The 24,140-nt window shown below is 66.1% G+C and carries 25 protein-coding genes and 1 pseudogene; 13 read left to right on the top strand and 13 right to left on the bottom strand.

Annotation, left to right across the window (positions count from 1 at the left end; all coding sequences use genetic code 11):
* Positions 1 to 263: 263 nt before the first annotated feature.
* The 9 genes and pseudogenes from AWC31_RS02730 to AWC31_RS02690 form a co-directional block, all read right to left on the bottom strand.
* Positions 264 to 722 carry a hypothetical protein gene (locus AWC31_RS02730; RefSeq protein WP_085142442.1) on the bottom strand — a complete coding sequence of 153 codons (459 nt, stop codon included), beginning with the start codon at positions 720 to 722 and terminating at the stop codon, positions 264 to 266.
* On the bottom strand, positions 719 to 2,857 hold the full coding sequence (locus AWC31_RS02725) for a site-specific integrase (protein WP_085142440.1): 2,139 nt from the start codon (positions 2,855 to 2,857) through the stop codon (positions 719 to 721). Before AWC31_RS02725 ends, AWC31_RS02730 begins: the two co-directional genes overlap by 4 nt.
* On the bottom strand, positions 2,854 to 4,422 hold the full coding sequence (locus AWC31_RS02720; protein WP_234816687.1) for a hypothetical protein: 1,569 nt from the start codon (positions 4,420 to 4,422) through the stop codon (positions 2,854 to 2,856). The genes AWC31_RS02725 and AWC31_RS02720 overlap by 4 nt, the downstream gene beginning before the upstream one ends.
* A 290-nt stretch (positions 4,423 to 4,712) precedes the next feature.
* Positions 4,713 to 6,164, bottom strand: a complete 1,452-nt coding sequence (locus tag AWC31_RS02715; RefSeq protein ID WP_085142438.1) for a site-specific integrase — start codon at positions 6,162 to 6,164, stop codon at positions 4,713 to 4,715.
* A gap of 69 nt (positions 6,165 to 6,233) precedes the next feature.
* Positions 6,234 to 6,857, bottom strand: a pseudogene (gene pstA / locus AWC31_RS02710) (phosphate ABC transporter permease PstA); the annotation flags it as partial.
* Positions 6,854 to 7,912 (bottom strand): phosphate ABC transporter permease subunit PstC, encoded by a 1,059-nt coding sequence (gene pstC / locus AWC31_RS02705; protein WP_085142436.1) that lies wholly within the window; start codon positions 7,910 to 7,912, stop codon positions 6,854 to 6,856. The gene pstC and the pseudogene pstA, both read right to left, overlap by 4 nt.
* Before the next feature lie 48 nt (positions 7,913 to 7,960).
* Positions 7,961 to 9,085 (bottom strand): phosphate ABC transporter substrate-binding protein PstS, encoded by a 1,125-nt coding sequence (pstS, locus tag AWC31_RS02700; protein WP_085142434.1) that lies wholly within the window; start codon positions 9,083 to 9,085, stop codon positions 7,961 to 7,963.
* A 121-nt stretch (positions 9,086 to 9,206) separates the two neighbouring features.
* A complete protein-coding gene (gene mshD, locus AWC31_RS02695; protein ID WP_085142432.1) occupies positions 9,207 to 10,097 on the bottom strand; it encodes a mycothiol synthase in 891 nt (296 codons plus the stop codon).
* Positions 10,094 to 10,900: a winged helix-turn-helix transcriptional regulator gene (locus tag AWC31_RS02690; RefSeq protein WP_085142817.1), complete on the bottom strand. Its 807-nt coding sequence runs from the start codon at positions 10,898 to 10,900 to the stop codon at positions 10,094 to 10,096. The genes mshD and AWC31_RS02690 overlap by 4 nt, the downstream gene beginning before the upstream one ends.
* Positions 10,901 to 11,064: 164 nt before the next feature.
* On the opposite strand from AWC31_RS02690, the gene lmeA reads away from it, so the two are divergent.
* From lmeA to AWC31_RS02650, 9 genes are all read left to right on the top strand, one after another.
* Entirely contained in the window at positions 11,065 to 11,880 is an 816-nt protein-coding gene (gene lmeA, locus AWC31_RS02685) for a mannan chain length control protein LmeA (protein ID WP_067846500.1), read from the top strand.
* Entirely contained in the window at positions 11,877 to 12,299 is a 423-nt protein-coding gene (locus AWC31_RS02680) for a thioredoxin family protein (RefSeq protein ID WP_067846503.1), read from the top strand. Before lmeA ends, AWC31_RS02680 begins: the two co-directional genes overlap by 4 nt.
* A 29-nt stretch (positions 12,300 to 12,328) precedes the next feature.
* Entirely contained in the window at positions 12,329 to 12,418 is a 90-nt protein-coding gene (locus tag AWC31_RS38235; RefSeq protein ID WP_350222965.1) for an Ms5788A family Cys-rich leader peptide, read from the top strand.
* A gap of 91 nt (positions 12,419 to 12,509) precedes the next feature.
* The gene (locus AWC31_RS02675) at positions 12,510 to 12,992 is read left to right on the top strand and encodes a DUF4395 domain-containing protein (RefSeq protein WP_067846506.1); all 483 of its coding nucleotides are present in this window, start codon (positions 12,510 to 12,512) and stop codon (positions 12,990 to 12,992) included.
* 48 nt (positions 12,993 to 13,040) lie between these two features.
* Positions 13,041 to 13,874 (top strand): sulfurtransferase, encoded by an 834-nt coding sequence (locus AWC31_RS02670; RefSeq protein WP_067846509.1) that lies wholly within the window; start codon positions 13,041 to 13,043, stop codon positions 13,872 to 13,874.
* Between the two features lies 1 nt (position 13,875).
* Entirely contained in the window at positions 13,876 to 14,178 is a 303-nt protein-coding gene (locus AWC31_RS02665; RefSeq protein ID WP_003884652.1) for a DUF1416 domain-containing protein, read from the top strand.
* Between the two features lie 184 nt (positions 14,179 to 14,362).
* Positions 14,363 to 14,710: a DUF732 domain-containing protein gene (locus AWC31_RS02660; protein ID WP_165765887.1), complete on the top strand. Its 348-nt coding sequence runs from the start codon at positions 14,363 to 14,365 to the stop codon at positions 14,708 to 14,710.
* A gap of 105 nt (positions 14,711 to 14,815) precedes the next feature.
* The gene (locus tag AWC31_RS02655) at positions 14,816 to 15,472 is read left to right on the top strand and encodes a heme-binding beta-barrel domain-containing protein (protein WP_067846512.1); all 657 of its coding nucleotides are present in this window, start codon (positions 14,816 to 14,818) and stop codon (positions 15,470 to 15,472) included.
* Positions 15,472 to 15,723 carry a hypothetical protein gene (locus AWC31_RS02650; RefSeq protein ID WP_085142428.1) on the top strand — a complete coding sequence of 84 codons (252 nt, stop codon included), beginning with the start codon at positions 15,472 to 15,474 and terminating at the stop codon, positions 15,721 to 15,723. The genes AWC31_RS02655 and AWC31_RS02650 overlap by 1 nt, the downstream gene beginning before the upstream one ends.
* Positions 15,724 to 16,019: 296 nt before the next feature.
* Here the strand turns inward: AWC31_RS02650 and AWC31_RS02645 are convergent, their stop codons facing one another.
* The gene (locus AWC31_RS02645) at positions 16,020 to 16,895 is read right to left on the bottom strand and encodes an aminodeoxychorismate lyase (protein WP_085142426.1); all 876 of its coding nucleotides are present in this window, start codon (positions 16,893 to 16,895) and stop codon (positions 16,020 to 16,022) included.
* A gap of 33 nt (positions 16,896 to 16,928) precedes the next feature.
* Here AWC31_RS02645 and ygfZ point away from each other — a divergent pair, with 33 nt between their 5' ends.
* Complete coding sequence (gene ygfZ, locus AWC31_RS02640; protein WP_085142424.1) at positions 16,929 to 17,996, top strand: CAF17-like 4Fe-4S cluster assembly/insertion protein YgfZ; 1,068 nt, start codon at positions 16,929 to 16,931, stop codon at positions 17,994 to 17,996.
* Positions 17,997 to 18,303: 307 nt separating this feature from the next.
* Positions 18,304 to 18,477, top strand: coding sequence for a DUF3073 domain-containing protein (locus AWC31_RS02635; protein WP_084356514.1), 174 nt, complete (start codon positions 18,304 to 18,306; stop codon positions 18,475 to 18,477).
* Between the two features lie 30 nt (positions 18,478 to 18,507).
* Here the strand turns inward: AWC31_RS02635 and purM are convergent, their stop codons facing one another.
* Positions 18,508 to 19,581 carry a phosphoribosylformylglycinamidine cyclo-ligase gene (gene purM / locus AWC31_RS02630; protein ID WP_067846522.1) on the bottom strand — a complete coding sequence of 358 codons (1,074 nt, stop codon included), beginning with the start codon at positions 19,579 to 19,581 and terminating at the stop codon, positions 18,508 to 18,510.
* Positions 19,582 to 19,678: 97 nt separating this feature from the next.
* Here purM and AWC31_RS02625 point away from each other — a divergent pair, with 97 nt between their 5' ends.
* Entirely contained in the window at positions 19,679 to 20,659 is a 981-nt protein-coding gene (locus tag AWC31_RS02625; RefSeq protein ID WP_085142422.1) for an NAD(P)H-binding protein, read from the top strand.
* 6 nt (positions 20,660 to 20,665) lie between these two features.
* On the opposite strand, the gene purF is transcribed toward AWC31_RS02625, so the two are convergent.
* On the bottom strand, positions 20,666 to 22,198 hold the full coding sequence (gene purF, locus AWC31_RS02620; RefSeq protein ID WP_067846528.1) for an amidophosphoribosyltransferase: 1,533 nt from the start codon (positions 22,196 to 22,198) through the stop codon (positions 20,666 to 20,668).
* A gap of 207 nt (positions 22,199 to 22,405) precedes the next feature.
* On the opposite strand from purF, the gene AWC31_RS02615 reads away from it, so the two are divergent.
* Positions 22,406 to 23,740 carry a DoxX family protein gene (locus AWC31_RS02615; protein WP_085142815.1) on the top strand — a complete coding sequence of 445 codons (1,335 nt, stop codon included), beginning with the start codon at positions 22,406 to 22,408 and terminating at the stop codon, positions 23,738 to 23,740.
* Between the two features lies 1 nt (position 23,741).
* Here the strand turns inward: AWC31_RS02615 and AWC31_RS02610 are convergent, their stop codons facing one another.
* The gene (locus tag AWC31_RS02610) at positions 23,742 to 24,128 is read right to left on the bottom strand and encodes a sterol carrier family protein (RefSeq protein WP_067846531.1); all 387 of its coding nucleotides are present in this window, start codon (positions 24,126 to 24,128) and stop codon (positions 23,742 to 23,744) included.
* Between the last annotated feature and the right edge of the window lie 12 nt (positions 24,129 to 24,140).

Raw genomic sequence — 24,140 nt, 5'->3', positions numbered from 1 at the left:
GCCAACCGGTGATCGGGGCCGGTTGGCGCCCGTGGGTTGGGACGGCGGTGGCGCCGCCACACCGCCGCGGTCGCGCCGGATCGTGTAGCCGATGCCGGCCAGAGCGCGTGCGGGAACCCCAATAGGGGTGATCCACACCAGGATAGCCGCGACTCGTGTGTCGTGGAGAGTATCCGCGGGGCATGGTCGGTGAGGCCTTGGTAATGGCCGCTGGCATCGATCTACATCGGCACGCGGTGTTCGCCCGCGCGCGGCGGGGCCGGCTATGTCGTGTCGTCGTGGTTTCTTCGCGGTCCCGGCTTTGGGTCGGGTGAGCCGATCCGTCGGCGCGTCCGGATGTTGGTGACGGGGCGTTGATTGTGTGCGGTGTCTCGTTCGAGCGCGAGCACATTGATGACGGTGGCGTAGAGCTGAAGTCGTTGCTCAAGCTCGGCACAGTGCGCGATCAGCTTGGCGTGATCAGCCTTGAGTTTGGCGTAGTCGCTGAGGTGGCGGGAGAACGCTGCGGGAGCGCCGTCGGCGTTGCGCACCTTGGCTTGAAAGAGCTCTTTAAGATCAACGTGCTGATGGGTGAGATGCCAGCGTGGGATGTCGGCTTCGACGGCTAGCTGTGACACCGACAGTCTTCCCGTGGATCGCAGTGGCTGGCCGGCGAGCAGGCGATCCATTGCGGCGAGGATCTGGGCGCGGACCGGGTCGTCGTGTGTGGCAGTGGAAGTCATTGGTGTCTTTCCAGGATCTTGTCGAGGCGTTGAAGTTCGCGGTGCTCGCGTTGATGCCTGATAGGTGGCGCGAGTGGGTCATTGACGATCTCGTGAAGCTCATCGCGGTGTTGTTGGATGGCGGCGACGTCACGGTCGGTGTGCGCGATACAGCGGCAGTTTGGTTGGCAGTCATCGATGTCGGGGGTGAGCATCGGATCGTCGACACTGCCGCGCAGCTGGCATGCGGCTTCCTGTGCCTTGAACACGCAGGTCATTCCGTCGCCGTGATAGATCTGCAGCAATGAGTTGCCCAGCAGGTCGCGTGCTTGTCGGGGGGTGGTCAGCACGTGGCCTGCAAACGTGCGCTCGGCGGCGTGGACCCGCTGACGGTATTCGTCGGCAGCGGGCCCGGAGACGTGTTCGCCGTCTTCGAGTGCCTTATGGTCGATGGCCATTTCTTCCAGGCGTGCCAGGAAGTCTTCGTAGGCGTACTCGTCGGGAAAACCCGAGCTGTAGTCACCGGCGTATCCCTGGATCAATCGTGTGTGCACGTGTCCGTATTGGATGGCGCCGGCGACCAGGCCGCGGGGTCGTCGCCGGATGAACCAGGCCAACGTACGCCGGAACCGCGAGAGGTTGATCGGGTGCGGGTCGATGGGTATGCCTGGCCGGCCGTGGTGAGTGCAGTAGTCATTGACCCAGTCGATGAACTCGGCAATGGTCGCGATGGCTCTGGTGCTGCTGCGGGCCTGGCCTATGCGGGCGAAGTTCGTGGCTTCCTTGTAGGGCTGGATTCTGGCCGGAAACAACAGGGGGTGGGTGTGCAGGCGCTCTAAGACCGCCACCGCGTCGGCGACGGGTTTCACCACTACCCACGGATCACGGCGTTGTTGTCCTGTCGGGAGCTTGTTGCCGTCATCGTCGACGACGTTTTTGAACACCAGCCCGGACATCAGCCACATATCGGCTGTGCCGTCGCGATCTATGCATCCGCGCCGAAGATTGAGGACTTCACCTGGCCGGGCGCCCGAAAGGTAGGTGATCACGATCATGGCCGCAGTGCTGAGGTGGTTGGCCAACGTGCGCGCTTCTTCGTAGGCGATGGGGCGGTCCCGCCAGGGACGTCCGTCGAGGGTTGCGGTGATCGGGGTGTCGAGATAGGCGGCGTCGGCAATTGGGAGGTCTGACTGCACAATCAGCGCACCGGCGGGGTAGGTCAATGTTTTCTGATTGATGACCATCTCCAGCTGCCTCTGCAGATGTTGCAGGTCAAGCTGTATCGTGCCAGTCGCATCGACTTTCCCAGGTAGGGCTCCGCCGATTTCCTGCAGACGGGCCAGGTAGGTCTCTACCCGGCGCTCCATCTCGTCGCCGCGGCTTCGCCCGAGACGTCCGCCGTTGCGATCGCGCCGGGCTTGCGGGGAAAGACCTTTGAGGCGTAGGTGTTCGTCGTGCGCACTGACGATGTCGACTGAGAATTCCTCTACGAATCGCAACGCCCAGTGCAGCAGGGCCTGCATGCTGGCTTCCGCGATGCGGGGCGTGCGGTTTTCCCTGCGCGACAGCGACTTCCCCAGAAGCTCGTGCAGGGGATCATCATTCCAGGGCGGCGGGAGGGGAAGTCGCATCGATTCGGGCAGGATTGAGCGGTAGCTCCACAGTCGTCGTACCTCGAGCGCACGGCGATGCTTGATGTCGAGGGTGGTTTCGGAGTCCGCAAGATGGGACAGATAGCGGTCGAGGACATCGTCGTCGACCGCACCGAAAGACTCGATGTTTCGCTGGTTTAACCACACGGTGAAGGCTTTGAAGCTCGGCCAGGCACTCATCACGGTACGTATCGATGCCTTCCCCACCGCCTGTTGGTGGAACGGCGTGGGGACGTCGTGGTTGATCAGCTGCCAGATGTAGTGCTTGGACGCCGTTCGTAGTGGCGCCGGTATCGCAGTAAAGTTGAGCTTGAGCGTATATGCGTGTTCTTCGAAGACGGCCTCGGTCAAACTCCAGTGATCATCGCCAAAACGGCTCAGCGCGGCGATGTCTACCCCTGAGACAAGCTCGCGGTTGATCAGGACCAGCGTGTGATCGTGCGGCCAGTGCACACCGACTGGTAGGGGGCAATCCCATGCAACGGAAGGTTGCGGCGCGGTCATCGAATGTCCATTTCCCGGTTGACGAACCGGTCCACCATCGCGTGTTGCTGCGACGTGGCATCCGCACGCGCCTGTGCGACATCGGCGGCGTCGTGGCGACTGAGTAAGTCAGTCAGCTGAGTGTGGGCGCGCGCGAACCGCTGCGCCCAGGCCAGCGGAGTCATATCGGCTTTTCGTGCTTGCAGCCGGTCGAAGACGAGGACTTGGACCGGCAGATGGTGGGGCAACGCGCGGGCGCACGGGCACTCCAGGCACTTCATGAACGACGCACGGCACGGTTGCCCCGGCGTCCCGAACGGACTGTTGTCGTTATCGATACAGGCGCTCATCACCGTATCGAGTTCGCCCGCGAGCATGCGTTTGAAGATTGCCAGCTCGATGCCGTGTTTGGCGGCAAGCTCGCCGGCATCGGACTGGACAAGCTCCTCGCGACTCAGGGATTCCATGACACTGCGACTTCGGGCTTTGGCGACCTCCTCGGTGAGCGCGGCCGCAACGACCTGGCGGTACTGGCCGAGATTGCCTCGATCACGACTGAGATAGTCCCTGACCAACGTGGCCTCGGTGTGCGCGACGGGTTTCTGGTGCAACGTGACGTAGGTCAGACGGATCCGGTCCAATGTCACCGACAGGTACCCGTGCGCGTTGATCTCGGAGACATCGGGCTGAATCTTGTGGCGAGCCGACCACATGCGGAACGGTTCAGTGCCGCCAAGCGCCCGAATACCGCGACTGTTTGGTCCGTTGGCGTGATAGCCGATCAGGAGCCGGTCAGTATCGGCGAGTTCGCGCGAGCGTGACGTCAGGTCAAGCAACAAGGCATACAGACCGAACGGGGTGTGCAGCTCGTCGCGAGCTGTCGGCGAAGCCAACGTCGAGGGGACGGTGATCCAGTCGGGGATCTCGGCCAACGCCAGGTTCATGTAGGCCCGGGATCCTCGACGCGCCTTGTACGTGTCGAGGATGGCGATGGACTTCTGTCCATCGATGTAGCCATCGGCTCGATGGTGGGCGGTCGTGAGGCTCAGGATGACGCTGCGATTCTGGCCTGCCATGATTCCCAGCAGCAGTGCTGCGGCCACGAGCTCGGTACAGGTTAGGTGCAACCAGCCGACGACCTCGGCAACCGAGCCGAATCCCGAGTCTCGCACCCAGGTCTTGGGCGCGAATTTTCCATTAGGTGTCTGGCGAGAGTAGCGGGGCACGTCAGCGTGCTGGTCAACGAACTCCAGGAGTTCGAAACGACGGTCGGGGTCAGTCAGCTTCCCGGCTCGGTACTGGCGCAACAGCTCGCGGTTCTTGCGGATTCTGGAGGCCGCGGCACGCAAGTCCGACCGTGCTAGTCGAGCGATCTGGGTGAACTCGGCGCGACTGTAACTAGTCTTCCTGCTGGCTGCTGGGGTTTGCGGAGTCAGTTCGCAAGCCTTGGCAAGTGTGGCGGGAGTAAGTTCACTGCTGTTGCGCAGCAACGACTTTAGTTCCGACACTTCGCGATGTGCCGATGTTGTGGTGGCGCGGCGATGCTCATGAAAGTCTTCGATGTGGACATCGGCCAGATCGGCCATGGAAGTCGGTGGGTTCATGAGTCCGCCAAGAAAACCACCGAAGACTTGCGCAGCGCGGAATGCGTACTTGAATCCCTCCATCCTGGTCAGCCTGCTGCCTGGCGCCGTTCGTCGCGCAAAGGCCCTCGCCAATCCTCGCTGGAGCTCCGGGTCAACCGGAATTCGGGAGAAATCGAAGTCGTGAACCGAGTCCCCGCCCTGGTCAAAGCAGCGCACCGTCAAGCCGTCTGGCTGCAATCCATGCGAAGTCTGCCCATCGCTGGGCAACGTTGCCCGCCGGCCGCGAGGGCTCACGAACCAGTCCCGACCGGGTCACTGGCGACGTTAGGATGCTGACGAAACACTTGGGCAAGAAACTCTTTCAACGGAAAGCCGTCGGCATGAGCCAGCAAAATCTCGACGTCGAGGTTCCGGAATGGTTCCAGGTACACGTTTTTCGTCGTCTCCACGCGTGCGTGACCAAGCATCGTTTGAACGAGATGCCAGGTATCTCCGAACTGAGAGCGAAAGTCGTTCGCGCTCTCCTCACCGACAGAACCAAGCCGGGCCATATACACCAACTTGCCGATCGAAAACCATTTGAGAGCAAACGAGTGCCGGTGCATGTGTGGAGTGCAGCTGAAGTTGGACAGACCGAGAGCTTCGATCCGTCGGTTGGCATTTTCGAAAGTGTGGTGCCATCCATGTGGATCTCGTGGCATTCCAGTCTCATTCAGCCACAACACCATGGGCTCAAGACCTTGGGCGGTCGAGTAGAAGAGCCGTCGCCGCAGCTCTGGATCGATGAGATTCCATGGCCGCTGCACATCCTGGCCATTCTCTGACACAAGGACAACGTGGCTCCCACGTCCGGCCGGACGCGCAATCTGGCGTGCGTCGATCGTGTCATAGCGATGCGCGGCTTGCGCCTCTCGAACCGCCCGTGCGCGGGCACCCTCGATGTAGGCGCGCACCGCTCGCAGGACAGCAACTGGCATCCAGTAGGGATGCCCGTATCCACCTTTGGCGCACTTGTCGGCTAACCGGCACGTATAGAAGGATCTGCCTGATGCAAGGCGCGGGAGCTCTGGCAGGACCACCGAGCCCCACTCGGTGAGGCGTAATCCCGTACCGTACAGTCCGTCGACAAAAGCACTGTCTCGCTGCTCATTTCGCCCTCGCCATGACTGGTCACGCCGGCCATCAAGGCCCCTGCCGCGTAGGCCCACGTCGCGCCACCTCACGATTGCCGCAGGATCCAACCATTTGACACCGGCCGTGCGCTTCGCGCGGGGTGGCCCCACATCTGCGAAGACGTCTACTACATCGGGATAACGAGATGCCGCCCACCGATAGAACTTTTTGCACGCGGCGATATCCTTAGAAAACGTCGATGCAGCAACCTTTTCGGGGTTCGCAGGGTCCGTCAGGCGCCAGAACTGAAACTCCTCAACATCATCGACAGATGCCGTGAACCACTCCTGCCCACGCGTCGACAGAAAGTTCAGCCACAAGGCTAGGGAGGTGGCATAGTCTCGATTGCTCGTCTGCGCCATATTCCTCATCCGCGCAGAACCGAGAAAATCGTTCACACGGAGATCAGGAAAGCCATTCGGGCCCAGCAAGAATCGTTGACCGTCTCGGCCGCCAACTGCCTTGATCAGCTCCGGTAGTGTCTCGGACCTGCTCGCCAACACCGCTGGAACGTCACCATCCGGCAGGTCAAATCTGTATCGGTGGATCCGCCAACGCGCAGCACTCATGATCGGCCCTCATTCTCGGTGGGTCTGATCAGTCAACCACAACAGTTCAGCTGGCTATAGAACGCCGCGCGCCGTCGGGATCACGATGCGCACAATCGTCTTCCACTTCGGCACACCCAGCGCGTAGCTCGCCTCACGCAGATCCATCGGGACGATGCGCAGCATCTCCTCGGTGGCGCGCACGATGACCGGAATCATCAGCAGCACCAACGACAGTGACACCGCGAAGCCGGACCGCTCGAAACCGAGGGTCGCCACCCACAGCGCGTAGATGAACAGCGCCGCCACGATCGAGGGCACACCGGTCAGGATGTCGACCATGAACGTGGTGATCTTGCCCAGCCGCGTACCGCCGCCGTACTCGACGAGGTACACCGCCACCATGACGCCGATCGGAATCGAGATCAGCGAGCAGACGATGCCCTGCAGCAGAGTTCCGACGATCGCGTGGTACACACCGCCGCCGGGTGAGAACGCCGTCATACCGGCCTGCGAGTTGGTGAACCACACCGGTGACGTGATCGCCGCGAATCCCTTGGTGATCACCGAGTACAGCACCCACAGCAGCGGCACGAGCGCAATCAGCACCGACACCGAGACAAGCACCGTTGCGAAGTTGTTGGTCAGCTTGCGGCGTACGCTCACGCCCTGGAATGCGGGCGCCTTGACCGGCTGTTCGAGCGTGGATGTCATGATTTCGCGCCCCTTCCGGCGACCGCGGCGCGGGCCAGCGAGTTCACTATGAAGGTGAGGATGAACAGCACCAGGCCCGCGGCAATGTAGGCGCCTGCCTTGTACTGATCGTTGAATTCGCTTGCGGTGGCCGCGATCTTGCTCGCGAAGGTGTAACCACCGTCGAACAGTGACCAACTGAACGCGGTCTGCGTGCCGCGCAGGATGATCAGCAGCGCGATCGTCTCACCGAGCGCACGGCCCAGGCCGAGCATGGCGCCGCTGATGTAGCCCGACATGCCGAACGGAAGGACCGTGGTGCGTACGACTTCCCAGCGCGTGGCGCCCAGCGCCAGCGCCGCCTCGATCTGGCCGCGCGGCGTCTGGATGAAGACCTCACGGGTCACCGCGGTGATGATCGGAAGGATCATCACGGCGAGCACGATGCCTGCGGTGAAGATTGTGCCGCCACCTGCCACCGAGGCATTGCCCGTCTTGAACAAGAACAGCCACGACATGTTCTCGTTGAGCCACACCGCGAACGGCTTGATCACCGGCGCCAAGACGTACAGGCCCCACACGCCATAGACGATCGACGGCACCGCCGCCAGCAGGTCCACCATGTAGGCCAACGGGCCCGACAGGCGCTTTGGTGCGTACTGCGTCAAGAAGATCGCGATGCCCAGCGCCACCGGCATCGCCAGCAGCAGCGCGAACACCGAGACGAACACCGTCACCTGCAGCAGGTCGAGGATGCCGAAGTGCATCGCCGAGGTGTCGGTGGTGATCCAGTTGCCGCCGTAGAGGAAGAAGTTCTCCTCGTTTCGGGCGAGCGCCGGAATCGCACGCCAGAGCAGGAACACCCCGATCGCCGCGATGAGCGCGACGATCAGGATGCCCGAGCCCTCGGCAAGCCCTCGGAAGATCCGGTCCGCCGGGCGGACCTTGGCTCCTTTGGAGGGGTTGGTGGAGATGGGTTCCGGCTCAGGGAACGGTGAAGCGAGCGCTTCGCCCGACCCTGAGTCGGCTGGGTTAGGTGTGGTCACTGTTATCCCGTCGGGGACCCTGTCGGTCATATGGTCCGAAATCCATCCTCACCAGATTCGTTCTGCTACGCCAGCTGACTAGCTGATTGCATCGACGGAGGTCAGCAGACGCTCCTTGAAGGCGTCCGGCAGCGGCACGTAGCCGGCGGCGGACAGGTTGGCCTGGCCCTCGTTGGCCGCGACCGTCAGGAACGACTTCACCGCGGCGGCGGTGTCGGCGTCGTAACCCTTCGAGCACACGATGTTGTAGGTCGCCAGGACCAGCGGGTAGGCGCCGGCTTCCTTGGTGCCGTACAGCGAGTTCAGGTCCAGCGTCAGGTCGTTGCCCTCGGCGGCGAACTTGGCGGCGTCGATGGCCTTGGCAGCCGACTCGTCGGTCAGCTCGACCGCACCGGCGCCGCTGTCGATCTGGGCGAACGGCAGCTGAGCCTGCTCGGCGAAGCCCTTCTCCACGTAGCCGATGGCACCCGGAGTGGCCTGCACGGCCTGCACAACACCGGACGACTTCTGAGCACCCTCACCCGCACCGCCGTTGAACTCGCTGCCATCACCCTTGGTCCACGCCTGCGGGGCGGCGGCGGCCAGATACTTCTGGAAGTTGTCGGTGGTGCCCGAGGAGTCCGACCGGTAGATCGGTTTGATGTCGGCGTCGGGCAGGTTGGTGCCGGCGTTGAGCGCCGCGATGGCCGGATCGTTCCACTTCGTGATCTGGCCCTGGAAGATCTTCGCGAGGAGGTCGCCGTTGAGCACGAGCTTGTCGACGCCCTCGATGTTGTAGGCCATGGCGACCGGGCCGAACACCAGCGGCAGGTTCCACGCCGGGTTGCCACCGCAGCGGTCGGCGGCGGCCTTGACCTGATCACCCTTGAGCGCCGAGTCGGACCCAGCGAAGTCGACCTGCTTCGCGATGAACTGCTCTCGGCCCGCGCCCGAACCGGTCGGGTTGTAGGACAGGTTCTTGCCGGGGCACGCCTGACCCCAGGCCTTGTTGAACTCCGCGATCGCGTTCTGCTGAGCCGTCGAACCCTCGGCGGTGATGGAGTTCTTGCCACCGCATTCCGCGGACGAGGCCGCGGCATCGCCGTTGGTGGGCGATGAGGTGCCGGCGTTGTTGTCGCTGCCGCATGCGGTCAGCGTGAGCGCCGCGATGGCCGTCGCCGAGAGCGCCGTGCCGATACCCCTGCCGATGCTGTAGAGCTTCACTTGTCCCACTTTCAGTTGACGGCTTCAGACTCCCCGGCAACGTATTCGCCCGCGGTGGACGGCTCGCGGACAGAAGATGAACGAGCGGTGAACAGGTTCAGGGATTTCACAGCTAGCCGGGTTAACCGGCGGCGTACGCGGCGTCTACGCCGAACACCTCGAAACCCAATTTTCGGTACGTGTTGACGGCCGCCGAGTTATCTGCCTCGACGTAAAGCATGACCGTCGGCTGTGAACTTGCTGTCAGACGGTCAGCAAGGTGGTGCAGGCCGACCAACGTCAGTGCCGCGCCGAGACCGCGCCCCTGCGCTTCGGGGTCGACACCGACGACGTAGACCTCGCCGACGTCGGCGTCGTGGACCTTCGTCCAGTGGAAGCCCAGAAGCCGGCCGGTCTGCTCGTCGAACGCCTCGAACAGGCCTTCGGGATCGAACCACGGCTCGTTGCGGCGCTCGTCGATCTCACGCTCGGTCCACCCACCCTGCTCGGGGTGCCAGGAGAACGCGGCGTTGTTCACTCGCAGGATTTCAGCATCGTCGTCCGGCCCGGAGTAGGTGGCGATCCGCACGGCGGGAAGCTCGCGCAGCGGCGGCAGGTCGACGAGCGGGCGGCGCATCTGCAGCAGCTCCCGGACGATCACCAAGCCGAGCGACGATGCCAGCGCCCGCGCCGGTTCCAGATTTCCGTGGGCCCAGATCCTGGCGCCCGCTCCCCCTTCGGCCAGCGCGGTGCGCGCCATCGCCGAGCCGATGCCGCGACGCCTGGCCTGCGGGTGCACCACCAACTCGGCCATCGCCGGATCATCCGCACCGGCCGGAGCGAGATTCAGATACCCGACCACGCGATCGTCTTCGGTGGCCAGTAGGTGCCGCGTGCGGTCGTGGGCGAGTTCTCGCAGCACCTGGTCACCGACGGGCGCGACCCCGTCGTGGGCGGCCGCCCCCGCGATGACCTCACGGACCTGCGCTTGATCGGCACCGGTGAGCCCGGTGCGCCAGTCGGTGGCCGTCACTGGGTGGGGAGCCGGCCGGCCAGCGGACCATCGACGCCGTCGAGCGTCGAGTCGTAGGTGGCGTCGTCGAGGTCGCCGTCGTCGCCCTCGTCGTCGACGGAGTCCTCGGGTCCCGCAGCCGCCGGCGTGCGGCCCCGCGACGGGCGGACCGCCTTGTAGCCGACGTTGCGGACGGTGCCGATCAACGACTCGTATTCGGTGCCGAGCTTGGCGCGCAGCCGTCGGACGTGGACGTCGACGGTACGGGTGCCGCCGAAGAAGTCGTAGCCCCACACCTCCTGCAGGAGCTGGGCCCGCGTGAAGACCCGCCCGGCGTGCTGCGCGAGGTATTTCAGGAGCTCGAACTCCTTGTAGGTGAGGTCGAGCGGGCGGCCGCGAAGCCGTGCGGTGTACGTGCCCTCGTCGATGACCAGTTCACCCAACGTGATCTTGCCGACATTCTCCTGGTTGGCGCTGCCGCCGCGGCGGCCGACCAGCAGCCGCAGCCTCGCGTCGATCTCGGCAGGCCCCGTGCTGGGCAGCAGGATCTCGTCCAGACCCCATTCGTGGTTGACGGCGACCAGGCCGCCCTCGTTGATCACCGCGACCACCGGGACGGAGGTGCCGGTGGTGCCGAGCAGGCGGCAAAGGCCGCGGGCGGCCGCCAGGTCCGTGCGCGCGTCGACGATGGCGACGTCCGCACTACCGGCCTCAAGCAGGGACGACACCTCTGTCGGAGCGGTCCGAACGGTGTGGGCCAGCAGCGACAGGGAGGGCAGGACCGACTCGGGATGCGGGTCGACGGTCAATAGCAGTAGATCCAAGGAGTCCTCCGGCGCGCCGGGAATCACGGCGGGAAACCACGGACGCCGGTGTCTAGTGATGTCCCAGATTCATGACTGACATGTAGCCGTTACCGGCCATTAGTCATCTAACGATAACGCCTCACCTGCTGATTAGCCGCGCCGAGCGGCTCATCCGCTGGGCGGTGGGGAACAATGTGCCGGTGCGCAAACTGCTGATCGGTGTTGTCGCAACCGTTGCCGCGCTCGTTGTGGGTGCGGTGGGCACCGATTTCGGCGCGGCCATCTACGCCGAATATCGGCTGGCCCGCAACGTACGCAGCGCCGCAGGCCTGAACTGGGACCCGGCCGTGGCGATCCTCGGCTTCCCCTTCATCACGCAGGCCCGCAACCATCAGTACAAGGAGATCGAGATCCGGGCCGGTGCCGTCGAGCACCCCGTCGTCGGCAAGGCCTCGCTCGAAGCCACCCTGCACGACATCGACATCACCGAGGCGTCGTGGCTGATCCGGCCGGATGCGCCGATGCACGTCAGCAAGGCCGAGAGCCGCATCATCATCGACTCCACCCACGTCGGTCGATTCATGGGAATCGACGACCTCCTGGTCGAGGCGCCCGCCCGCGAGACCAACGACGCGACAGGTGGCACCACCGAGTCGGGAATCTCGAGTAACAAGGGATTGGTGTTCACCGGCACCCCGAAGGCATCCGGCCTCGACGAGCGCGTCAGCGTCGCCGTGGACCTGTCGATCACCGGGCCGGACCAGACCACGCTCGTCCTGACCGCCACCGGCATCCTCACCGGGCCGGGCACCGCCGACGAGCCGGTGCCCGCCGACAAGACGGCCGCCGTGCTGGCCGAGTTCAGCAGCACGATCACGGGCCAGAAGCTGCCCTTCGGGATCGCGCCGACCAGTGCGGGTGCCCGCGGCTCCGACGTCATCATCGAGGGCATCGCCGAGGGTGTGACGATCGACCTCGAAGGGTTCAGACAGAGATGAGTTCGACGATGGTGGCGGTGATCGCGATCCTCATCGCGGTGCTGGGTCTGGGGTATGTGGTCGGCCGGTTGATGACCCTGCGCGCGGGCATGCTCAAGGCGGCCGCCGAGCCCATCGAGGTCGACACCACCGACCTCGGCCTGTCCACCACCGGACCGACCGTCGTGCACTTCAGCGCCGTCTGGTGCGGGCCATGCGCGGGGGTCCGGCGCGTGGTGAACCAGGTGTGTGCCGAACTGCCCGCGGTCGCGCACGTCGAGATCGACATGGACGCCAATCCGGCGGCGGCGCGGCGCCTTTCGGTCCTTTCGTTGCCGACGACGTTCATCTTCGACGCCGAAGGACGCCAGCGGTACCGCACCAGCGGGGTCCCCAGTGCCGCTGACCTGCGCTCGGCGCTGGAACCGCTGTTGGCTTGAGGCCCCGGTCATTGGGTAAGCTGTGGCACGTGTCAGCCCGCCTTGAGCTTGTGCTCACCAAGCGTCGCGCAGTCGATCTGTGCCGCGTTGCGGGTTGTTGCTGTTGTTGTTGCTGTTGAGCGCAGCCGCGCGTTCTGACGCGTCCGCTCGAGCCATGTGCTTCGAGGCTGCACACCACCAGACCTTCATCAACAACAGGAGTTTGTTCACATGTCATCGACATTCACCAGGTCGCCGGGTCCGACCCGGCCGGACCAGGTGGACGTGCGCGGCCCCCGCTTCACGGCCTGGGTCACCACCGGGGTGCTCGCCGGCATCCTGCTCGTGGCCGGGGTCGACGGCCCGGCCGCAGCGGTCCTGCTAGCCGCACAGGCCGTGGTGTTCGCCGTCGGCGCGGTCGCCGGTCCGCGCCTGCATCCCTACGGCAAGTTGTTCGCCACGTTCGTGGCGCCGCGGCTCGGCCCGGTCACGGAGCGCGAGCCCGTTCCGCCGCTGAAGTTCGCCCAGTTCGTCGGCTTCGTATTCGCCACCGTCGGTGCGGTCGGCTTCGCGTTCGGCATCACCGCACTGGGTCTGGTCGCCACGGCGTTCGCCTTGGCTGCCGCCTTTCTCAACGCGGCCTTCGGCATCTGCCTGGGTTGCCGGCTCTACCCGATCGTGGTGCGGTTACGCCGCACCCCAAGCCCCATCTGAAAACCGCCTTACCCGCTCAAAAAGCAAGCAACCGAAAGGATTTCGTACATGGCACGCTCCGACGTCCTGGTCACCACGGACTGGGCCGAGAGCAATCTCAAAGCGCCGAAGACCGTATTCGTGGAGGTCGACGAGGACACTTCCGCCTACGACACCGGCCACATCGAAGGTGCGGTGAAGCTGGACTGGAAGACCGATCTGCAGGATCCGGTCCGCCGCGACTTCGTCGACGCCCAGCAGTTTTCCAAGCTGCTCTCCGAGCGCGGCATCGCCAACGACGACACCGTGATCCTCTACGGCGGCAACAACAACTGGTTCGCGGCCTACGCCTACTGGTACTTCAAGCTGTACGGCCACAACGACGTCAAGCTGCTCGACGGTGGCCGCAAGAAGTGGGAACTCGACGCCCGCCCGCTGTCGACCGACAAGGTCGAGCGTCCGCAGACCAGCTACACCGCCAAGGACCCCGACAACAGCATCCGGGCGTTCCGCGACGAGGTGATCGCCGCGATCGGCGCCAAGAACCTGGTGGACGTGCGCTCGCCCGACGAGTTCTCCGGCAAGATCCTGGCGCCCGCGCACCTGCCGCAAGAGCAGAGCCAGCGTCCCGGGCATATCCCCGGCGCCATCAACGTTCCCTGGAGCAAGGCGGCCAACGAGGACGGCACCTTCAAGTCGGACGAGGATCTGGCCAAGATCTACGCCGACGCCGGCCTGGACGGCGAGAAGGAAACCATCGCCTACTGCCGGATCGGTGAGCGTTCCTCGCACACCTGGTTCGTGCTGCAGGAGCTGCTGGGACACAAGAACGTCAAGAACTACGACGGCAGTTGGACGGAATACGGCTCCCTCGTTGGGGCCCCGATCGAGTTGGGAAGTTGATATGTGCTCTGCACCCAAGCAAGGGCTGACGTTGCCGGCCGGCGTCGACCTGGAGAAGGAAACCGTGATCACCGGTCGTGTGGTCGACGGTTCGGGCCAGGCGGTCGGCGGCGCGTTCGTGCGTCTGCTGGACTCCAGCGACGAGTTCACCGCCGAGGTGGTGGCGTCGGCGACCGGTGACTTCCGGTTCTTCGCCGCGCCGGGCACCTGGACTCTTCGTGCGCTCTCGCCCGCCGGAAACGGTGACGCGAGCGTCGCGCCGACCGGCGCGGGGATCCACGAGGTCGACGTCAAGGTCGCCTAGCGACGATCAAGGCGAGGCACGAGCCGATGAGGAGCTCGGCCATGGATCGCGCCTAAGTCGACCTTCAGACAAAGCCCGCGGCGTTTTCGCTGTGAAAACGCTGCGGGCTTTGCTGTAGCGGCGAATGATGGACGCATCTCCCGCGCCAACCGGGCGCAGGGAATCTCTTCCATCAGGACCGGCAATGAAGATATCCATCGTCGGATTCGCCGCCACGACATTTGCGGTCGTTGCATTGGCAACGGCTGCTCCTGCGACGGCAGACTCCGACGAGCAATTCCTCGCCACGCTCGAAGCCGGGGGCTTCTCCTGGGCCGACGACGCGGCAGCGCAAACACTCATCGACGTCGCGCGCGGCATATGCGCGGATCTCGGAAACGGCGTTTCGGCGGCCGACGTGATCACCGAGGGAGTCAATGCCACCGGCTGGACTCCCACTCAGACCGGGTTCTTTCTCGGCGCCGCGGCCGCCGAGTATTGCCCGCAGCACTTGGAACGGGCCATAGCGGAAGCGGAGACGCTGGGCGGTTAGAATACGTGCCGTGGTGCTGTTCTTCGAGATCCTGCTTGTCGCGGCCGTCGTGGTCATCACGTGGTTCGCGTTGTACGCGGTGTACCGCCTCGTCACCGACGAGTCGTGACGTCCCCCGAGGACGGTCCTGAACTTGGCTCCGGCGATCGAGCCGTAGCCGCGGCTGCCGAACGCGCGAAAGCCACGGGCGCCCGCAACATCCCGGTGTTCGGCGATCTTCCCTTGCCCGCCGATACGGCGAATCTGCGCGACGGCGTCGGTCTCAACGACGCACTGCTGGCGCTGCTGCCCCTGGTCGGCGTGTGGCGCGGCGAGGGCGAGGGCCGTGACGCACATGGCGATTACCGATTCGGTCAGCAGATCGTGGTGTCCCACGACGGCGGGGACTACCTGAACTGGGAAGCCCGGTCCTGGCGGTTGAACGAATCCGGCGATTACGACTCCCCCGGCCTGCGCGAGACCGGCTTCTGGCGGTTCGTGAGCGATCCCGCCGACCCGTCTGAGACTCAGGCGATCGAGCTGTTGCTCGCCCATTCGGCCGGCTACGTCGAGCTGTTCTACGGCAGGCCGCTCAACCAGTCCTCGTGGGAACTGGTGACCGATGCGCTGGCCCGCAGCAAGTCCGGTGTCCTCGTCGGCGGCGCGAAACGGCTGTACGGCATCGTCGAAGGCGGGGACCTCGGCTACGTGGAGGAACGCGTCGACGCCGACGGCGGCCTCGTGCCACATCTGTCGGCCCGGCTGTCGAGGTTCGTCGGCTGATGCGGCGTATGTGGATGGCGGCTGCCACGCTGGCCGCCGCGGCCGCGCTGGCTTCGTGTTCGTCGGGTGAGCCCGAACCGGCACCGACCTCTGATGCTCCCGCCGAGCACGGCTCCTATGCACATTGTCTGAGTGAGCACGGCGTGCCCGCTCCTCCCGGCCCCGCCGCGGGCGCCCCGCCGGGCGTCGACCCGGGCGTCTGGCAGCAGGCCATGCAGGCGTGCTCGACGTTGGCACCGGGCCCCAGCTAGCCACGCAGGCTCACGGAATGCCTGCCGCACCACAAGGTTTCGGCAATCCACGGTCAGCCGACCCCAGATATGGGGCGGCCCCCGAGCCGTAGTTCCTGGGTGGACAGACCGAGGGGCTCGGGGGCCGGGTGGCTGCGGGGAATTCGCCAGCGCGCGCAGGCAATTCGCCCGGCGCTGCTAGCGGGCAGCCACCTCACATGTCCATAAATCAATCAATTTGTCGGACCACCTCCTTCCCTGTGTAGAGACGAAGCTACCACCGACCCGGAAAGTGCTGCCAGCGATTTTTTCCACGCTCAGCGATCGCTGAGAATCGCGGCGTCGACGAGCCCCGCGACGTCGGCCGCCGCCGTGGCGGCAGGCAACCGCGTGCCGTCGAGAGTGTGCACGCGGGCCGCGAGGGTGATGCTCGACACCAGCCAAATACCTTGTGCGGTAAGCAGATCGCCGGGGCGCAGGGCACGGTAGTCGCAATCCAGCCCCTTGCTGCGGGCCACCTCGAACAGCGCCTGCTGGGTGGTTCCACGCAGAATCGGGTACCAGGGCGGCGGCGTCAGCAGCACCGGTTCGCCGCCCTCCTCGGTCGCGATCACGACCGTCGAGCGCGGCCCTTCGAGCAGATAGCCGTCGGAGCTGACGAAGATTACATCGCCCGCGCCGTTGCGTTCGGCGTGCCGCAGCGCGGCCATGTTCACCGCATAGGACAGCGTCTTCGCGCCTGCCGCCAGCCACGGCATCTCGCTCGCACCAATCGGCAGCCCGCGGTCCAGGGTGATGGCGGCGAGCCCGTCGCGCCGGGCACCGGCCACGCGGTCGGCGAGCGCGCCGATCGTCGCGAACGCCGTGGGCGGTCCCCCGCTTTCGCGGCCCCGGCTGTACACGAGCCGCAGCACGCCTTCGCCGTCGTGGTCGGCCGCCCAGCGCCGCGTGCCGAGCGCGACGGCAGCACGCCAGGCTTCCAGGTCGGGCTCCGGCAGGTCGATCATCTTGGCCGACTGGGCGAGCCTGGCCAGGTGGGCCTCCAGCAGGCATGGCCTGCCGTCGCGAACCAGCAGCGTCTCGAACACCCCGTCGCCCCGCACGGCGGCCAGATCGTCGGCGTGCAGCAGCGGCAGGTTGGGATCGTGCAGTTGCCCGTCAAGGGTGACCAGCACTGCTGGTTGGCTCGCCATGGGCCCAAAGCGTAGCGCCGTAAAGTTGGAGGTATGTCAGCAGTTCCCGCGCCGGAGACGGGCCCGGACGCCGGTGCCGTGTGGCACTACGGCGATCCGCTGGGTGAGCAGCGCGCCGCCGCCGATGATGCCGTTCTCGTCGACCGATCGAACCGCGCAGTACTCACCTTGACGGGCAAGGACCGTCAGACCTGGCTGCACAGCATCTCCACGCAACACGTCAGCGCACTGCCCGACGGCGCGGTCACCGAGAACTTGAGCCTCGATCTGCAGGGCCGCGTCGAGGATCACTGGTTGCAGACCGAGCTCCGCGGCACGACGTATCTGGACACCGAACCGTGGCGGGGCGAGCCGCTGCTGGCATACCTGCGCAAGATGGTGTTCTGGGCGGACGTGCAGGTCGAGCCGGCCGATCTCGGGGTTCTGTCACTGCTCGGGCCGGGAGTCGCCAAAGATCCGGTGCTGAAGGCACTCGGCCTGGCCACACTGCCGGACGAGTTGACGGCTGCGGCACTGCCCGGCGGCGGGTTCGTCCGGCGGCTCGCGGGCGCGAGCACCGAGTTGGACCTGATCGTTCCGCGGGATCAGATCGAGGCGTGGCAGGCCCGGCTGGCCGAGGCCGGAGTCAGATCGGCAGGCGTCTGGGCGTACGAGGCGCACCGGGTCGCGGCGCGCCGGCCGCGGCTCGGAATGGACACCGACGAGCGCACCATCCCGCACGAGGTCGGCTGGATCGGCACGGCCGTCCACCTGGACAAAGGCTGCTACCGCGGCCAGGAGACCGTCGCCCGCGTGCACAACCTGGGCAAGCCACCCCGGATGCTGGTGCTGCTGCAATTGGACGGCGCGTCGGAACGGCCCGCGACCGGCGATCCGGTGCTCGCCGGCGGCCGCACGGTCGGACGGCTCGGCACAGTCGTCGATCACGTCGACGACGGCCCGATCGCCCTCGCACTGCTCAAGCGCGGCCTGCCCGCCGACACCGCACTGGTCACCGGCGGTGCCGTCGAGGTTTCGGCGGCCATCGATCCCGATTCCATGCCCCCGCCGGACACCGCGGGTGCCGGCCGGGTCGCCGTGGAGCGCCTGCGTGGCCGATAGGCCGCAGTTGACCGCGCCGCGACTCGCGGGCGCGTAAACTCACCCGGTCACCAGGCACGTGACGACGGTCACTGCGGAAGTCGACAGCCGATGCCCGCCGACCACGGCAATCCTGGTAATAGTCATGCCGCCGCGCAACGGGGCGCGGTGACAGGGCACATAGCCGATCGCCGCCGCCTACCTTGGGGCAGGGCCTGCCAGCACTTCGCGGGCGGGCACGGTAAAGTGTTGGCAGGACAATAAAGACACACAGATCGGAGCCGCCTAGTAATTGGGCCGCTCCGTTATTGCGCGAGGGGGTCCCCCCATGGGCCGCGGCCGGGCTAAGGCAAAGCAGACCAAGGTTGCACGTGAGCTCAAATACAGCTCACCGCAGACCGATTTCTCTCAGCTCCAGCGTGAGCTGTCGGGAGCTCCCGACGCCGATGATGTCAACGGCGCCGACGACGACTGGGCCAGCGAGGACGACTGGCGGCGCTGAGCCGACCAGTCTCCCCGCACCCCATTTCTCCTAGAACCGCGGGTGCTGGCCGACCAGCTGGGCGCGCACACTGTCCTTGCCGCCCTTCTTGACCGTGCCCAGCGTCCAGCAGTTCAGGTGCCGAGCGGTCAAGATGGCCAGCGCGCGGTCCGTGTCCTCGGGCGCGACGACGGCCACCATGCCGACACCCATGTTGAACGTCTTCTCCATCTCCGCGCGTTCGATACGTCCGCGCTGAGCGATCATCTGGAAGACGGGCGCCGGGGTCCACGTGCCGCGATCGAGTTCTGCGGTGAGCCCGTGCGGGATGACGCGTTCGAGGTTGCCCGCAAGGCCACCGCCGGTGACGTGGCAGAACGTCCGGACCTGGGTCTCGGCGGCCAGCGCCAGGCAGTCCTTGGCGTAGATCAGCGTGGGCTCCAGCAGCTCTTCGCCGAGCGTGCGGCCGAACTCCTCGACATGTCCGGCGAGGTTCATCCGGTCGATCTCCAGCAGCACCTTGCGGGCCAGCGAATAGCCGTTGGAGTGCAGCCCGGACGACGCCATGGCGATGATCACGTCGCCCGGTTTGACGCGGTCCGGCCCGAGCACGTCGTCGGCTTCGACGACGCCGACACCGGTCGCGGAGATGTCGTAGTGGTCGGGCTCCATGAGCCCCGGGTGCTCGGCGGTCTCGCCGCCCAGCAACGCACAGCCGGCCCGAACACAGCCTTCGGCGATGCCGGAGACGATCGCGCTCACACGTTCCGGGACGGTACGCCCGACGGCGATGTAGTCCTGCAGGAACAGCGGCTCGGCACCGCACACCACGAGGTCATCGACCACCATCGCGACCAGGTCCAGCCCGACGGTGTCGTGCTTGTCCATGGCCTGGGCCACCGCCAGCTTGGTACCCACGCCGTCGGTCGACGAAGCCAGGACGGGCTCACGGTAGCCACCGCGTAAGGCGAAGAGTCCGGCAAACCCGCCAAGGCCGCCGCGCACCTCGGGACGGGTCGCTTTCGCGGCGAGTGGTTTGAAGAGTTCGACGGCGCGGTCGCCTGCTTCGATGTCTACCCCGGCCGATGCATAAGAAATGCCGTGTTGTTCGGCGCGCTCGTTCATCGCCTGCAAGGCTACCTCTCCCCTTCCCGGCCGACGTCGCTCACCGTCGGGTTGCGGAGCCGGTTTGCCCGGCCACCGAAACGGTCATCCGTGCCTGGTGCCCGCTGAAACTCTCCGTTGTCTGGTCACCGGCGCCACCGGCTATATCGGGGGTCGGCTCGTACCCGAATTGCTCGAAGCCGGTCATGCCGTCCGGGCGATGGCCCGCACCCCCGCCAAGCTCGACGATGCGACGTGGCGCGACCGCGTCGAGGTGGTCCGCGGGGATCTCACCGAACCGGAGTCGCTGACCTCCGCGTTCGACGGGATGGACGTCGTGTACTACCTCGTGCACTCGATGGGCACGTCCAAGGACTTCGTCGCCGACGAGAAGCGGTCGGCGCGCAACGTGGTCGAGGCTGCCCGCACCGCCGGTGTCGGGCGCCTGGTGTATCTCGGTGGGCTGCACCCGCACGGCGCCGAGCTCTCCCGCCACCTCGAGTCACGCGTCGAGGTCGGCCGCGTCCTGCTGGCATCCGGTATCGAGACCGTCGTGCTGCAGGCGGGCATCGTCGTCGGTTCGGGTTCGGCGTCGTTCGAGATGATCCGCCACCTCACCGATCGACTGCCCGCGATGACGGCGCCCAAGTGGGTGCACAACAGGATCCAGCCGATCGCCGTGGACGATGTGCTGCACTACCTCACCGCGGCGGCCTGTGCATCGGTACCGGGCTCGCGGACCTGGGACGTCGGCGGACCCGACGTGATGGAGTACGGCGAGGCGATGCAGGTGTACGCCGACATCGCCGGTCTGCGCAGGCGGTTGATCGTGGTGCTGCCGTTTCTCACCCCGGCGATCGCGAGCTGGTGGGTCGGGTTGGTGACGCCGATACCGTCCGGGCTCGCGCGGCCGCTCGTCGAATCGCTGGAATGTGACGCGGTCATGGGTGAACACGACATCGACGACGTAATCGCGCCGCCGTCCGGCGGGCCGACCGGCTACCGCGATGCGGTGATGCAGTCACTGCGGGGCGACGGCACCGCGGCAGATTCCGGCCGGCGACGCCTGTTGCGGTTCAGTTCGACTGCACCGCAATGAGTTTCGCTACGGGCGACGCAATGCCGACGCGTTGTCGTTGTCGGCCTGAACCGGGATGCCGCTGCGCGCGGCACTGGCCAGCATGTGCTCGATGACGTTCTTGCCCAGCGCGTTCTCGCCCGGCAGTTCGATCGGGTAGTTGCCGTCGAAGCACGCCGAGCACAGCCGCGTGGCCGGCTGCTCGGTGGCCGCGATCATGCCCTGCTGCGAGATGTAGCCGAGGGTGTCGGCGCCGATGGCGTGCCGCACGGCCTCCAGCATCTCGCCCTCGTGCTCCTGGGGCGCGGCGTTGGCGATCAGCTCGGCCGGGGTGGCGAAGTCGATGCCGTAGAAGCACGGCCATTTCACGGGCGGTGACGCGATCCGGACGTGCACCTCGACGGCGCCCGCCTCGCGCAACATCCGGATCAGCGCACGCTGGGTGTTGCCGCGCACGATCGAATCGTCCACCACGATGAGCCGCTTGCCGCGGATCACCTCTCTGAGCGGGTTGAGCTTGAGCCGGATGCCGAGCTGGCGAATGGTCTGCGACGGCTGAATGAAGGTGCGCCCCACGTAGGCGTTCTTCATCAGGCCCTGCCCGAACGGGATGCCGGACTCCTGCGCATATCCGACCGCGGCCGGGGTGCCCGATTCCGGAACCCCGATCACCAGGTCGGCGTCGATCGGGTGTTCGCGCGCCAGGCGCCTGCCGATGTCGACGCGGGTGGCGTGCACCGAGCGGCCGACAAGGGTGCTGTCGGGCCGGGCCAGGTAGACGTACTCGAAGACACAGCCCTTGGGCTCGGGGTTGGCGAAGCGCGTGGAGCGGACGCCGTCGGCGTCGATCGCGAGCAGCTCGCCGGGCTCGATGTCGCGGACGAACGACGCGCCGACGATGTCGAGCGCCGCGGTCTCGGATGCGACCACCCAGCCGCGGTCCAGGCGGCCGAGCGACAGCGGCCGCACGCCGTGCGGGTCACGAGCCGCGTACAGCGTGTTCTCGTCCATGAAGGTCAGGCAGAACGCGCCGCGCACCGTCGGCAGCAGTTCGAGGGCAGCCTGCTCGAGGGTGGCGTCGGCAGCGCCGTGGGCCAGCAGCGCGCCCAGGATGTCGGAGTCGGTGGTCGCGGCAGGCGCGCCCTTCATGTCGATCAGCCCGGCGTCGCGGGCCCGTGCGGCCAGCTCGGCGGTGTTCACGAGGTTGCCGTTGTGGCCGAGCGCGACGCCCGTGCCCGCGGCGGTGTTGCGGAACACCGGCTGCGCGTTTTCCCAGGTCGTAGAGCCGGTCGTGGAGTAGCGGCAGTGCCCGACGGCGACGTGGCCGGGCATGGCGGCCAAGGTCTGCTCGTCGAACACCTGGCTGACCAGGCCGAGATCTTTGAACACCAGCACCTGCGAACCGTCGGCGACCGCGATGCCCGCGGCTTCCTGCCCGCGGTGTTGCAGTGCGTACAGGCCGTAGTAGGTGAGCTTGGCGACTTCCTCACCCGGCGCCCAGACCCCGAATACGCCGCATTCTTCACGTGGTTCGTTTTCGTCGAGCTGGTGACCAGTCACGATAGGGCTGCTCCCGGGGCGGCGGTTGGTGACATAACCGAGTCTACGGTCAAGGTACGGCTACGACGGAATCGAACGCCCCGTCGCTGCCGAACTTTTGCAACAACCGACAGCGTCATCTCATTTCCGGCGGTAGGGCTGGCCGTACCACGATCCGGCGGGATAACCCCATCGACTCAACACATTCGGCGCGGCAACGATGACGTGGTGACGCGCCAACTCTCGGAGAAACCGACCACCGAACCCCTCGAATCCACCCCGACCGCACCGTGGGGCAGCGTGACCAAGATCGCATTCCGGTTCTGCTTCGTCTACTTCGGGCTGTTCTGTCTACTGTTCGCACAGATCTTGTTCGTGTTCACCGGGATCATCGGCCAGTGGCTGCCCGAGCAGGCGGTGATGGGGCAGATGCTGCTGGCCGACCCGGTGCTCGGCTGGGTGGGCCGCACGGTCTTCGGCGTCGACGCCGAGCTCCGGCGCGATTCGGGCAGCGGCGATCAGGCCGCGATCTGGATTTTCGTGTTCTGTCTGCTGGTGGTCGCGGTGGTCGCGACCGCGGTCTGGTCGGTGGCCGACCGGCGGCGGGCCGAGTACTCGCGGCTGTGGGCGTGGTTCTTGACGGGTCTGCGCCTTTGCGTGGCCGGGCAGATGCTGTTCTACGGGTTTGCGAAACTGATCCCCACCCAGATGCCCGCCCCGCCGCTGGCCGCACTGCTGCGCCCGTACGGCGACTTCAGTCCGGCCTCGGTGCTGTGGTTGCAGGTCGGCACGTCCTACCCGTACGAGATCATGCTCGGCGCGGTCGAGGTGCTCGCCGGCGTGCTGTTGTTCCTGCCGCGCACCGCGACGCTCGGCGCGCTTCTCGGCCTGGCGAGCATGGTGCAGGTGTTCCTGCTGAACATGACGTTCGACGTGCCGGTCAAGATATTGTCCGGGCATCTGCTGTTGATGAGCCTCGTACTACTCACACCACAGGTCAGGCGCCTGGCGAATATCCTTGTGCTGCAACGTCCGTCGGATCCGGCGAGCCAGCCCGAGCTGTTCACCGACGCGCGTGCGAACACGAGGTCGGCCCGCGTACAGGCGCTGCTGGGCGTCTGGGCACTGATCGGCTGCGCCTGGATCAGCTGGCAGGCGTGGGGTGAGTATGGCGGCGGCCGGGTGAAACCCGAGTTGTACGGCATCTGGGCGGTACGCGAGTTCCAGGTCGACGGGACGGCGCTGCCGCCACTGACCACCGATGAAACGCGATGGCAGCGGTTGGTTTTCGACGAGCCAGGGGTGGTCAGCTATCAACGGATGAACGGCGAGCTCGTACCGGCGCAGGCCGAGATGACCGATGGCAGAATCGCCCTGTCGGCCCCCGACGGATCCGCGCTGGCCGATTTCACGGTGTCCCGACCGGATCCCCAGCGGCTGGAACTGGCGGGCCAACTCGACGGTCGTGCGGTGCGGATTGCGCTGGAGCAGGTCGACCTCAACCAGTTCACCCTCCGCAACAGGGGCTTTCACTGGGTGCAGGATTATCCGTACTTCCGCTGAGTCAGCGCTCCAGCGGCACCAGCGGCAGCCACTTGGCGATCTCGGCCGCCCGCGAGCCCGACATCTGCACCGCGCCACCCGCGCCCGCGACATCGAGCAGGCCCGTGGCCAGCAGCAACCAGGTACGCGGGTCGGTTTCGACGACGTTGGGCGGGTTGCCACGGGTGTGCCGGGGGCCCGAGATGCATTGCACGGCAACGAACGGTGGCACGCGGACTTCGACGCTGGCACCGGGCGCGAGCGCCGCGAGGGTGCGGGCCGTCAACCGCACCGCTTCGGCGAGGTCGGTGCGGCTGGGCTCGGGGCTGTCGGCGTCGCGCAACCAGCCGGCCACGGCCGTGACCGCCGCACGCGTCTTCGCCGGATCGGCACTACGACGGGCTGCCATACCTTAGTGTCT

This window comes from Mycolicibacterium wolinskyi (genome assembly GCF_002101965.1).
Classification (GTDB): domain Bacteria; phylum Actinomycetota; class Actinomycetes; order Mycobacteriales; family Mycobacteriaceae; genus Mycobacterium; species Mycobacterium wolinskyi.
Note: the sequence above shows the minus strand (reverse complement) of the source record. Positions and strands in the feature narration are given on the sequence as shown.

Excerpts from the sequence above, each read along its gene's own strand:
- AWC31_RS02730 (WP_085142442.1), bottom strand. The coding sequence starts at position 722 with ATGACTTCCACTGCCACACACGACGACCCGGTCCGCGCCCAGATCCTC.
- AWC31_RS02725 (WP_085142440.1), bottom strand. The coding sequence starts at position 2,857 with ATGACCGCGCCGCAACCTTCCGTTGCATGGGATTGCCCCCTACCAGTC.
- AWC31_RS02720 (WP_234816687.1), bottom strand. The coding sequence starts at position 4,422 with ATGGCCGATCTGGCCGATGTCCACATCGAAGACTTTCATGAGCATCGC.
- AWC31_RS02715 (WP_085142438.1), bottom strand. The coding sequence starts at position 6,164 with ATGAGTGCTGCGCGTTGGCGGATCCACCGATACAGATTTGACCTGCCG.
- pstC (WP_085142436.1), bottom strand. The coding sequence starts at position 7,912 with ATGACCGACAGGGTCCCCGACGGGATAACAGTGACCACACCTAACCCA.
- AWC31_RS02680 (WP_067846503.1), top strand. The coding sequence starts at position 11,877 with ATGAGTTCGACGATGGTGGCGGTGATCGCGATCCTCATCGCGGTGCTG.
- AWC31_RS02675 (WP_067846506.1), top strand. The coding sequence starts at position 12,510 with ATGTCATCGACATTCACCAGGTCGCCGGGTCCGACCCGGCCGGACCAG.
- AWC31_RS02670 (WP_067846509.1), top strand. The coding sequence starts at position 13,041 with ATGGCACGCTCCGACGTCCTGGTCACCACGGACTGGGCCGAGAGCAAT.
- AWC31_RS02665 (WP_003884652.1), top strand. The coding sequence starts at position 13,876 with ATGTGCTCTGCACCCAAGCAAGGGCTGACGTTGCCGGCCGGCGTCGAC.
- AWC31_RS02660 (WP_165765887.1), top strand. The coding sequence starts at position 14,363 with ATGAAGATATCCATCGTCGGATTCGCCGCCACGACATTTGCGGTCGTT.
- AWC31_RS02650 (WP_085142428.1), top strand. The coding sequence starts at position 15,472 with ATGCGGCGTATGTGGATGGCGGCTGCCACGCTGGCCGCCGCGGCCGCG.
- AWC31_RS02645 (WP_085142426.1), bottom strand. The coding sequence starts at position 16,895 with ATGGCGAGCCAACCAGCAGTGCTGGTCACCCTTGACGGGCAACTGCAC.
- ygfZ (WP_085142424.1), top strand. The coding sequence starts at position 16,929 with ATGTCAGCAGTTCCCGCGCCGGAGACGGGCCCGGACGCCGGTGCCGTG.
- AWC31_RS02635 (WP_084356514.1), top strand. The coding sequence starts at position 18,304 with ATGGGCCGCGGCCGGGCTAAGGCAAAGCAGACCAAGGTTGCACGTGAG.
- purM (WP_067846522.1), bottom strand. The coding sequence starts at position 19,581 with ATGAACGAGCGCGCCGAACAACACGGCATTTCTTATGCATCGGCCGGG.
- AWC31_RS02610 (WP_067846531.1), bottom strand. The coding sequence starts at position 24,128 with ATGGCAGCCCGTCGTAGTGCCGATCCGGCGAAGACGCGTGCGGCGGTC.